We start from the raw sequence: 11387 nt of genomic DNA on the forward strand, positions 1-11387 counted from the left end.
TTTTTATAATAAGCATTTAAAATTCTTCGTATTCACTCGGGTCCTGATTCCACAACCGTCCATCTTTACGATTATAAGAAGAAATGACTTCCATCTCCTTCTCGCTCAGCTCGAAATCAAAAATATCGATATTTTCTTGCTGGTGTTGAAGCGAGCCTGCTTTAGGGATAGGAATTGACCCAAGCTGGGTATGCCAGCGCAAAATAACCTGCGTACCCGTTTTGCCATGAGCCTCGGCAATACGAAGGATCTGCTCATCTTTTACGATATCTTGTACAGCATCATTGCCACGACCAATCGGACTCCACGATTCGTTAACAATGCCATGCTGCGAATCCTTCTCCCGCTGATCCGCTTGATCAAAGAATGGATGCAGTTCAATCTGATTCAGACTTGGCGCTACTCCGGTCTCCTTAATCAGGCGTTCATTGTGTTCCGGAAGGAAATTGCTAACTCCGATGGAACGGATATATCCGCGTTTCTTCGCCTCAATGAGTGCCTGCCACGCTTCCACATACATATCCTGCTTGGGATTTGGCCAGTGAATCAGATATAGATCATAATAATCAAGATCTGCTCTGTATAGAGATTCTTGGATGGCTACAATCGCCTTTTCAAAGGCATGGTAACGCCCTGGCAGTTTAGATGAAATGAGCAGGTCTTCTCTGGAAACGGAGCTCTGTTTAATGGCCTTCCCAACAGTCGCCTCGTTCTCATAGTTATACGCTGTATCAATTAGTCGGTAACCTGCATCCATCGCGGACGCTATGGATTTAACACCTTTTTCTCCTTTTAAGCTATAGGTACCAAAGCCAATGGCAGGTACCTTTAAGCCATCATTCAACGTATATTCCGGAATTGTATGATTCATCTGTAAACTCTCCTTTGCGAAAGATATACTAAAACGATATGGAAAAGGTGATATGCCCTCTCCGTTTATTCTACCCCTCCATACGCGGATGAATCAAATATAAGCCACCACCCCGTTGACGGGGTGGTGGCTTTCTCGTCTAATTTTAATAGAGGCAAGTCGCCTCTTTATTCAAGCGAAGAGATGGGCGTGGCCGATAACGACCGCTTGCCCATAAAGTTCTGAATGGCGATAGCAGCCTGCTTGTACCCACCAGCATCGCGTAACGTTTTCCCAATAACCTCAGCATGTTCCTTGTAGGAGGCATTACCGAGCACTTCTAACACCGCGGTTCTCAGTACGTCGGGTGTAAGGTTATTTTTATCCACGATGACACCTGCTCCGAGCTCCTGCACCCGGCCTGCTACACGTGGCTGATCCGAGGTTAACGGGAGCATGACCAACGGTACATTATAATACAAAGCTTCACTTGCACTGTTCATGCCCGCATGTGTCAGAAAAGCATCTACACCCTGCAGCACTTCCAATTGTGGGAGATAGGGTCTGATGATGAAGTTGTCAGGAATAAGATCAGCAATGGGCTCCAAATCAGTATCCTTCCCTGAAGACAATATAAACTGCACAGGCAAATCACGAAAAGCCGTAAAGCACAGCTTATAAAAATCAAGATCCTTATTTAAAATGGTTCCCATCGAAATATAAACCGCCTGTTTATAAACGGCATGCAGAGATTCCTTTGCAAAGGATGGTGCATCCTTGCGGGGGGTAATAGATGGGCCAGTGAACACAAAGCTGTCGTCCAGCTTGTCCCCCATGGGTTGAAAATAACGGCTTGTATAAACAATCTTCAGTTGTCCTGGGTGCCCTGAAAGATCCGCTAGAGAAGGAACAGCCACATTGAACTGAGAAGCTAGTTGCTGGGACATCTCGATGATGCTGTTATATAGCTCCTTAACCTCCTCATCGTCATCCTTCAGTTGATTTTGATTACCTGATCCGAGAGGCTCCACAAAAACAAAAGTTGTGGTTGAGCATACCGCTGGTATACCCAGCTTTTCACCTAAAATTTGTCCTCCCCAGCCTATTATGGAGTCAAAAATTAAATAATCGTAGGTTTCATTTTCGATCAGATTCAGAACATCCGGAATAAACCGCTGAATAATTTTTTTCAAAACCATATATAAAAATTGGTAAGGGTGCTTGATTTCAAATGGCTTCATATCTGGGTTGTTGAGCAGGCTTGCCTCGTTGAAGGAGTACGCTTTAAATTGTGCGCCTAACGCTTCAATCTTCGTCCGATATTTTTCCGTACAACAGTAGACGACTTCATCTCCGTTCTCTATCAGTTCCTTGATTATTCCGAGCGTCGGATTGATATGCCCTTCTGCAGGCATCATTACAACTAATACACGTGCCACGAAATTCACCTCCATTAAATTTTCCAATCTTCAAAGCGGGACATTTTATTTCTAGCTTCAAGATACGATACGTGTAAAATAAAATCTGGAAATCATGCCCATATGAATATACTATTAATTATTTCCAATTTTGTAAATAGTGTATATGTCACTTTTTGAACAAAAAAAGCACCTTTACGGTGCTCTCTCTGTTCATATTCATTTTGGATCAGGTAAATAACAATCTCAATATCCTCTCGAATATTGGGGGCTTTCTTTTAGTTGCACGATATCATGACCCGTTGGATTTTGGAAAGCACGAAGACCAAAGGTCGGCGCAACCGCGAAGATGTGGTCAAAAATATCCGCTTGAACCGATTCATACACACCCCAGGTAATATCATTGCTGAATGCATAGATTTCAAGTGGTAGTCCGTTATCTCCCGGTGCTAACTGTCTCACAATCAACGTCATGTCCTTATGAATTTTCGGATGATTCCTCAGATATTGATGGATATATTCTCGGAATACACCCACATTCGTAAGCTGTCTACCATTCACAATGCTTTCCGTATTAATGTGGTGTTCCATGTTGTATTCGTTAATTTCATTTAATTTTGTCTCGATATAATCCGTAAGATAGTGGATCTTCTGAAATTCCCCAATCATTTCCTGGGTGCAAAAGCTTATGCTGCTTGTATCGATATAGACGCTTCGCTTAATCCTTCTGCCACCGGACACCTGCATGCCTCTCCAATTTTTGAATGAATCGGAGATGAGCGCGTAGCTCGGAATCATCGTGATCGTTTTATCGAAATTCATAACCTTCACCGTGTTTAATGTAATATCGATGACGTCGCCGTCGGCATTATATTTGGGCATTTCAATCCAGTCACCGACACGCACCATATCATTCGATGATAATTGCACGCCTGCCACCAGTCCCAATATGGAATCCTTGAAGACGAGCATCAGAACGGCAGATAACGCGCCAAGTCCACTGAGAATAATCAACGGATTCTGACCAATGAGGCTCGAGATGACGATAATGCCTCCAATGATGAAAAGAATGATCTTGGCTACCTGAATGTATCCCTTAATGGGTCTAATCTTAGAGATTTCATAGGAACGATATATGGTATCAAAGGCATTAAGCAGCGCATTTAATACCGTGATGGTTATGACGATCATATAAGTTAAAGCTGCTTTTTCAATCAAAGCTTGATAGGACGGGAAGACATACGCAGAATAATAAATGATAATAGCCGGTACCAGATGCGAGAGGTTGTGGAACACTTTTTTCTCCACAATGATTTTATCCCACGTGTACCGATTGTTGTTGATGATTTGGATAATAATCTTCAGTACGATTTTTTTGGCTATAAAATTGGCCAGTATTGAGACCACAGCTATAAATACCACCATGATCAAATTCGAAAGATATCCAATGGTTTGTTCACTCATGCCAGTTCCGTCTAGTTGATTTTTGATAAAGTCCATTGTATCCTCCTGACGCGGTTTATATTAACTTATTATTATAAATTACATTCTAGTACGAAGTAAAATTTCAAAATAATACAGTAATCGGTTGATGGGGTAAAGGGTAAGCTCCTCTCATGAGTATCACGTCACATAAATGGGCTAATGTGCATAGACTGGGCTAAATATAAACCAGACTCTTGCATTGGAGATGTGAACCTTGAGTAATCCAAAAAATAAAGCTAAGACTCAGCCTATTGCCATGAAAAAGCTTTCCCCCGTAAGCATGGTAACGGAGCTTCCACCCGTACGCGGTAATTTAAGAACCTCTTCCTCAAATCCAAATAAGGCCATTCATAATGAAAAGGACACAACATCCGCTATCGATGCATGTGTAGACCGTGCTTTTCGTATTCCTATATTTTTGAGTACAACCAACACGGTAAATGGCCCGCAAGAGCAATTTTTGAACCGTCTGATTAGGGAAATCGAAGATGCATTGCTCTTTCCCCGCACATTACCCGTTAGTGAACAATACCCGGAAAACATTCTAACGAATATACGGCGCCTGGTTTTTTCAAGCTATGGATTGCTCGCAATCAACTTCCGCAGATTTTTTGTTCAAATTCTTGAATCCAATGTAGGGGAGCCACCAACGACCACTCCGTTCTGGGAAGGATCGACCTTTTCTCAAATTGAGCCTGCCATGGCCTTTCAATTCGGCATTCCAATCTTATTAGTGAGGGAGAAAGGAACGGACATCAGTAATGGAATTTGGGCCGGAGGAATCACACCTCTCAACATATTTGTTGACTGGGATTCCGACAACCAATCCGTAGACGATTTCTTTAACAGTGTTCAATGGAGAGAGGTCTTTGCTTATTGGGCTGCAGAGGTAAGGGGTAACTATTTGCTTCGCACGGAACCGTTGTTCAATAATTAGTATGAGTTAAGAGATTTACTGATATTGACGATGGGATCGTTGCGTAGATTGAAATTTTGTTAGCTCGTCCGCTTACTTCCCGCTAAGAGAACTGAGCCTTGAATTCTACCTTTATTGAACCTCATAGATACCAAAAAGAGACCTCAAGGGTCTCTCTTTTTGGTTAGTTTATGTCACTCATGGTATTCAAATTCCTGCCGTTTTCCTGTTGCATCATAAACGATCTCGAATTTATTTCCCTCTGCATATTCACGTACACGTTTGTTATTTTTAATATAATAAATGGATGCACCTGAATCTCTGGCTTGCTGCTTTGCATGTTGATTTGCTTTTTTCAAAATTTCTTGGAGCTGTTCTCGATTTTCAAACATCTTGAGTACCTCCATCTTTATAACTTTAAAGTAATTGTATCATAAACTGAAAAACCACCAACCAGAACAACAGGTTGATGGTTTTCTTGACTCTAATGGAGGCGAACCGTGGCTGTTCAAAACCACAATTCACCGGGTTGTGATGATTAGGTTGTTTGGTGAAGCAGATTAAGCCGACTTTCTTAACGCAAATTCAATGACCTTCGTTCATTTTATAACATGTAAATTTTTAATGTATCTCTAAATAATGTACACTAATACAAGGCAATTAAATAAGCCAGGTGGTGAAATTATGGACTATAGTATTTCTTATATTAGAAAACCATGTTCTGAATTAACGGACAAAGAGGCTCAAGCCTGTTCAGAATTATATTCTGCTCATTATGGATTTTATTCATCTACACATAAAACGCAACCAAATAAGCGAATTAAACTTTCTCCAACCCGTTATAAGTCTCTTAGAGAAAAACCTAATCACTTTATTGCAATGGCTTTTAAGGATGAACGTTTGATTGGGCATGCAGTTTACATTAGGCAAGAGATTCAAGGGAAAGGATATATGTCTTGGATTCGACAGCTTGTCGTGGATACTGATTTCCGCCAGCAAAAAATCGGAAAAAATCTGATGTTTTCTATATGGGGATTTTCTAGCGACTATGCATGGGGTCTCGCCACATCCAATCCTCTTACGGTTAAAACACTGGAGTCCGCTACTTTACGAAAAGTTAATCCAAAAATTGTAAGGGATAATCTTGCTGACATTAAGGAGTTAGGTAGAGAAGTAGAATTCGTTAAAGATTATATCGTTAATGATGAATATACTCTTGTGGATTCAGACTTTGACGTAGATCTTTCTTCATTAGATCAAAAAATTGATTTATATCCTGGCCAGTGGCCTCTCGGTGACATACAACCCGGATGCGAATGGCTTGCCTTTGTTTTTCGCGAACAGGATCTCCTTCCGTTATCCGAAAAAGAGTTCAATGAACTCCTAAAAGAGTCAGAAACTTTCTTAGCAACAGCATATGAAAGAATGGACATGTCATCCCATCCATGGACAAGACATACAACAAGTGAAGTTGATTTTATTATTAATTTTATTGCTAATCCATCTCAAACTCATGTTGCTGATTTCGGTTGTGGACAGGGGCGTCATAGCATTGAACTGGCAAAGAGGGGGGTCACTGTTTCTGGTTTTGATTTTGCACTTGGGAATATTGAGATAGCAAATAAAAACAGAATTGAAAACGCGTTAAATAACGTTACCTTTAATAAGGCTGACTGCAGAGCACTAAATATAGAAGCGCGGTTCGATGTTATTTTATGCCTATATGATGTTATAGGCTCTTTTCCGGAAGAACAAGACAACAAAAAAATTCTGAAGAAAATTTACGATCATCTCAATGGGAATGGTATCGCCATCATCTCCGTTATGAATATGGAACTAACGCAATCTTTGGCTGAACATCAAGTCGAGGACATTCGTAAAGAAAAACACAGATTGTTTAACTTACCACCGAGTCAGATTATGCAATCAACAGGTAATGTCTTTGATTCAAAGTATTATCTAATTGACGAAAGGACAGGTGTGGTCTTTAGAAAAGAGCAGTTTAACAACGATGGACGTCTATCAGCTGAATATATTATCCGCGACAAACGGTATACAATGGCTGAAATAACATCCCTTTGTGAAAGTTGCGGATTCAGTATTGAAGAGAAATTATTTGTACAAGCGGGTCGATGGGGTGAACCTCTGTCGAACATTGACCCCAAAGCAAAAGAAATTCTGCTTGTTCTGCGAAAATGATTGAAGTTAGAAAAGTACTTAAACGAACCCTTGTCATTCACTACCCGTTGTGGTTTTGTGTGGACAAGGGTTCTTTTTTCCGAGGGGTGTCGAACCCCTGTCCGAAGATAACGACACATAAGTCACAGTTTTGATGTCACCCGAATATCGCCCCGCATATAATATAAATCAAAGTATATTTTAATTAAGTAAAGTACTAGCTAAAGTCTTAAAGAAAGTATCAGCATCAGCCTTTATACACTTTAGATTCCATTTACTTGTTAAACCTTGAGTGTGCTCATATATTTCTGGATTAACAAAATATCCTGAGACATTATTCGTCTCTCTCAGTAGTCGAATAATACTTGGATCACGTAGAGATGACCCTACAACCAAAATCATTTTCTTGTTGAGTAAGTTCACAAGAGTACTCCATAGATTTTTTCTTGTTTCTTCTAAAAATAATATATCTTCCTCTGTAAGGAGCAGTGAATCAGGATAATCATTTGTACCATGCAACTTAATAATAACTTTACCCGCTGGAATTTCATAGCTATTGGTTTCATTATATATTATTCGAGATTGAATATTTAGTAGTTTTGCCGCTTCTTCAAAAAGAGTATCGTAATTTGTTGTAATAATCTGTTCAAACAATGAAACGGCATTCATATGAGCAGTTGATGGCTCGACACCTTGTGGTGGATGAATCATAGAAGAAATTGCTTCATTTAAAGATTTTCTTCCCCTTATAACTTCAAAATCCGTAGCTATTCCAGCAAAAACACTTCCAGCGCTGTTTATGCTATATTCTGGATAGCTCAATCTTATATCCTGTACAAGTTTTTCTGAAAATGCCGCTGCAGAAGGAAGACCTGTTGATACTGATATTCCTGCCCCAGCAAACAGTACAACATCATTATTTATGATTTTATTTAACAAATCATATGGAATAATTACTGAAGGTTCTTTAGATGAGAGTGACCCCATTTTAGATTTATTAGCAACCTCATATACTTCTTCTGCTCTTTTTCTAATTTTTCCGTTTTGGAATTCATCTGATAGCATGAGAATAATTGCTCTTCCCACACTGTCAGCTAGATCCGATGCTAACTTAAAGTTGCTAGTAAACTTCCCCTTTTCCCAGCTCCTTACTTCTTCTCGAAAAGAATCCCTCTTTTTTGCATCTTCAGAATTGCGCTCCGCATCGTAGGGTAACTCCTTGAGAAATGTTAGTATTGGTATGTTTAAGGATATAGCTTGTTTATATTCCAAATGTGTTATAGATACCCCTTCTTCTGATTTTGAGCCGCTATCTGGGATCCACCCATATCTATCACCCAATATTAGTATAAAGATATCGCAAGTATTAATCTCACTTGATAATTTCTCCCACGATGACCGTCCATCCGAAAGCAAATCTTCCGCATTTACAGGTTCAAAATTAAAACCATTAAGTTTGTGACAAACAGCATCACGTTCATTCATTAAATCACGCATTGTGCTACTGATAAATACTCTCAGCTTTCTGCTCATATTCAGACCCCCAGACCCTATATTTCAAAAAAGTTACTTACCTTGTCTACTTCTCTATATCATTTAATTAATCCTAAAAAATAATTCAAAAGAAAATTACAGATAAAAAATAAGTTAAAAATGAAAAAATATGTTGTTGAATATCCCTCAAATTGCTATTGTAAATGGCATTAGCATCGATAAGTTGTGTGTGACACGAACAGACTTTTTAACTTAAAATCGCTTTATTTAAAAGTATCTAGGAACCATTTTGCAAGTTTTGATGTAGATTCTGTTTTTAAAATTTCTTTAATTTCTTTCTCTTCACGCAATGAGTACCTTAGTGAGATCATATTATTTACTAATTCATTGGTGTTTCTGTTGTATATGTAAATCCCATGGGTTCCATCGCCATATAGTTTAACACCATCTAGCTCCCTGTCTTTTCCGCTTCCCACACTAATTACAAAATCAGAAGCATCGAGAGCAAGATCAACAGGTCGAAAATCCATTTCCACAAAACTTATGGTGTCATCCTTATTAAGAACAACTTCGCTAATTTCATAGTCAAATTTCACTTTCTCTATGTTTCTTTCCATTCCGTGTGTAATTGTAACTGTATTTGTTAGTACTTTCTTTATATTTTCTTCTGCATCCATATAGGTCCTATAATTATTTGTAATATAACTGTAAGCAACTAAATTAATGAAAATACTAACTAAAATCCCCCCAACTTTACTCCATAGTAATTCTTTAAATATAAAAAGTAATGATCCTCTGTATTTGTTTTTCTTATGTACTTCTTTTCTGGACAGGGTTATGGGCTCCACGAAGTCACTCCCATCGTTTTTTTGATGAATTGCTCTACTATACAGGATTAAATAATGGCCGTATAGCCTCAAACCTATAAGCTTAAAAACTTAAGCTTGGCTCACTAGTACGATAATTCACTAATTTATCCTGCTTGATTTCCGCAACAATTAAAGGCTCATATGTATTATCAATGATGATAACCTGATCAACACAATGACTTACAACACGATCTATATACATTTGAACGTCCTCAAGGCCTATATAGTAAACGTGTTCCAGCAAACACAGTCAGACTGGTCTGATTTCACTCATGATATTCAAACTCTCGGCGTCTCCCAGTAGCATCAAATATGATTTCAAATTTATTGCCTTTGGCATCCTCACGAACGCGTTTGTTATTCTTTATATAATAAAATAGAAGCACCTGATTCTTTAGCTTGTTTCCGTGCGTATTGATTAGCTTTTTTTAAAATTTCTTGGAGCTGTTCACGATTTTCAAACATCTTGAGTCCCCCAATCTAAATTCATGTTTATTATATCATAAACTGAAAAACCACCAATCAGAACGCTGATTGATGGTTTTTGCTCACTCTAATGGAGGCGAGGGGAGTCGAACCCCTGTCCGAAGATAACGACACATAAGCTTCTACGGGTGTAGTCACAGTTTTGATGTCACCCGAGTATCGCCCCGTAACCGGCTATACGTTGGGTCAGCCTGATTGTCTTCTTCAGCACACCCCAGGCGGAGATGTGACAGCGTATCCCACTACTTGTTAGCCCCTAATCCTGTCACATGGGCGATGCAGGTTAGAAGCACGCACACAGTTTCTTAGGCTGCGAAAGCGTAGTTTGTTTGTTGTTTGCCGTTTAATAGGCTTTAGCGTTGATGAAGTGGACGCGTCCCCACTACCCGCTACCCATGCTCGAACTATCCCCGTCGAATCCATAAACGCCCCCTCATATAAGAAGGGCTCCAGGATTAATCCGTGAATACGGAGCAAAGGTGCTGCACATCTTTTTCCTCCAAGGTAAAAAGATGCTTCTTTCAAACTCGGCATTCCTATCTGCTACAAGAACATCATAACACAGGACCAATCAACGATAAAGTATAGATTGCTGGAAGACGATCCAACATGCTGAGCAACTGTGCAAGTTTAACCAACACACATATGATGCTCAAGCGTCTACATATTATACCGCGTCCCTCAAGGGAAGTAAAGTTGAGTACCGAGGTGCAGACAATTCATGAGCATGAACAGCTTTTCTTAACTATCTTACCCACGATCCGAACAAACTACGCAGCATAAGCAAACATACTGCAACGATTCTTTCCAGCAATCATCAAAAAAAGTTTACCGATACTACTCACAAGCAATTTTTACATGGTACCCGGCAACAACGGGTGTATCTCACACCATAACTGGAACATTAATCTGAAAGATACCCGCACGACAGGTCAGTGTGATGCGCCAAACTCATTACACCGCGACCACTTATCAATGGACCTCTATTAAAACAAAAAATCCCAAGATCCACCCTATTACGGGCAACCTCGAGATCCTTATTTCTAACATGACGCGCTTATCACTAACTAACTAAACTGTGCCATTCAACACATAAAATTCGCATATCCCAATCAACGAGCAACTTTCTGCTTCTCGCGCAGTACCCGTTGAATATCACGTTGTGCATCGCGTTTTGCAGCAGACTCCCGTTTATCATACTGCTTCTTACCTTTACCCAGTCCGAGCAATAGCTTCGCATACCCGTTACGAATATAGATCTTCAGCGGTACAATGCTGTATCCATCCTGCTTCGACAGCCCAAGCAGCTTGTGAATCTGCACTTTATGCATCAACAGCTTGCGTGTACGTGTTGGATCAATTGGATTATGACGGTTCCCTTGTTCAAAAGGACTAATATGCATATTGTGAATATGAATCTCACCGTTCCGAATCGTGGCAAATGCATCGCCAATATTCGCACGGCCGTTACGAAGAGATTTAATCTCCGTTCCGGTAAGCACCATGCCCGCTTCATACGTATCTTCAATGAAGTAGTCATGGGAAGCCTTTTTATTCTGTGCAAGCACTTTACTCTGTCCATCATTCTTGCCCATGTCCTCACTCCTTCTCCGTAAAATAAGCCGGTACCTATGCTCTACAGCAGCGCACCATACATTTTCTCAGGTACCACATGCCAGAACTTAATTGTA

The 11387-nt window shown here is 39.9% G+C and carries 9 protein-coding genes and 1 other RNA gene; 2 read left to right on the forward strand and 8 right to left on the reverse strand.

What is annotated here, in order from left to right:
• Positions 1–16: 16 nt before the first annotated feature.
• The 3 genes from A6049_RS20770 to A6049_RS20780 all read right to left on the reverse strand — a co-directional run bounded on the left by A6049_RS20770 (position 17) and on the right by A6049_RS20780 (position 3768).
• Complete coding sequence (locus A6049_RS20770) at positions 17–871, reverse strand: aldo/keto reductase (protein ID WP_063566480.1); 855 nt, start codon at positions 869–871, stop codon at positions 17–19.
• A 167-nt stretch (positions 872–1038) separates the two neighbouring features.
• A complete protein-coding gene (locus A6049_RS20775) occupies positions 1039–2289 on the reverse strand; it encodes a macrolide family glycosyltransferase (RefSeq protein WP_063566481.1) in 1251 nt (416 codons plus the stop codon).
• A gap of 225 nt (positions 2290–2514) precedes the next feature.
• Entirely contained in the window at positions 2515–3768 is a 1254-nt protein-coding gene (locus A6049_RS20780) for a mechanosensitive ion channel family protein (protein ID WP_063566482.1), read from the reverse strand.
• Positions 3769–3967: 199 nt separating this feature from the next.
• Between A6049_RS20780 and A6049_RS20785 the strand changes: the two genes are divergently transcribed.
• Positions 3968–4690 (forward strand): hypothetical protein, encoded by a 723-nt coding sequence (locus A6049_RS20785; protein WP_095206174.1) that lies wholly within the window; start codon positions 3968–3970, stop codon positions 4688–4690.
• A gap of 173 nt (positions 4691–4863) precedes the next feature.
• On the opposite strand, the gene A6049_RS20790 is transcribed toward A6049_RS20785, so the two are convergent.
• Positions 4864–5061 (reverse strand): hypothetical protein, encoded by a 198-nt coding sequence (locus tag A6049_RS20790; protein ID WP_063566483.1) that lies wholly within the window; start codon positions 5059–5061, stop codon positions 4864–4866.
• Positions 5062–5353: 292 nt separating this feature from the next.
• Between A6049_RS20790 and A6049_RS20795 the strand changes: the two genes are divergently transcribed.
• Positions 5354–6868, forward strand: coding sequence for a bifunctional N-acetyltransferase/class I SAM-dependent methyltransferase (locus A6049_RS20795; RefSeq protein WP_063566484.1), 1515 nt, complete (start codon positions 5354–5356; stop codon positions 6866–6868).
• Between the two features lie 180 nt (positions 6869–7048).
• Here A6049_RS20795 and A6049_RS20800 read toward each other — a convergent pair whose 3' ends face one another.
• From A6049_RS20800 to smpB, 4 genes are all read right to left on the reverse strand, one after another.
• Positions 7049–8380, reverse strand: a complete 1332-nt coding sequence (locus A6049_RS20800; RefSeq protein WP_063566485.1) for a DUF4062 domain-containing protein — start codon at positions 8378–8380, stop codon at positions 7049–7051.
• A 224-nt stretch (positions 8381–8604) separates the two neighbouring features.
• Entirely contained in the window at positions 8605–9189 is a 585-nt protein-coding gene (locus tag A6049_RS20805; RefSeq protein ID WP_063566486.1) for a hypothetical protein, read from the reverse strand.
• Between the two features lie 575 nt (positions 9190–9764).
• Positions 9765–10129, reverse strand: a transfer-messenger RNA (tmRNA) gene (gene ssrA, locus A6049_RS20815).
• 679 nt (positions 10130–10808) lie between these two features.
• Entirely contained in the window at positions 10809–11291 is a 483-nt protein-coding gene (smpB, locus tag A6049_RS20820) for an SsrA-binding protein SmpB (RefSeq protein ID WP_024629496.1), read from the reverse strand.
• Between the last annotated feature and the right edge of the window lie 96 nt (positions 11292–11387).

It is taken from the genome of Paenibacillus sp. O199, from assembly GCF_001636635.1.
GTDB lineage: Bacteria > Bacillota > Bacilli > Paenibacillales > Paenibacillaceae > Paenibacillus > Paenibacillus marchantiae.

Bases quoted from the DNA above. Each gene is read 5' to 3' on its own strand.
- A6049_RS20770 (WP_063566480.1), bottom strand. From the start codon at position 871: ATGAATCATACAATTCCGGAATATACGTTGAATGATGGCTTAAAGGTA.
- A6049_RS20780 (WP_063566482.1), bottom strand. From the start codon at position 3,768: ATGGACTTTATCAAAAATCAACTAGACGGAACTGGCATGAGTGAACAA.
- A6049_RS20790 (WP_063566483.1), bottom strand. From the start codon at position 5,061: ATGTTTGAAAATCGAGAACAGCTCCAAGAAATTTTGAAAAAAGCAAAT.
- A6049_RS20795 (WP_063566484.1), top strand. From the start codon at position 5,354: ATGGACTATAGTATTTCTTATATTAGAAAACCATGTTCTGAATTAACG.
- A6049_RS20800 (WP_063566485.1), bottom strand. From the start codon at position 8,380: ATGAGCAGAAAGCTGAGAGTATTTATCAGTAGCACAATGCGTGATTTA.
- smpB (WP_024629496.1), bottom strand. From the start codon at position 11,291: ATGGGCAAGAATGATGGACAGAGTAAAGTGCTTGCACAGAATAAAAAG.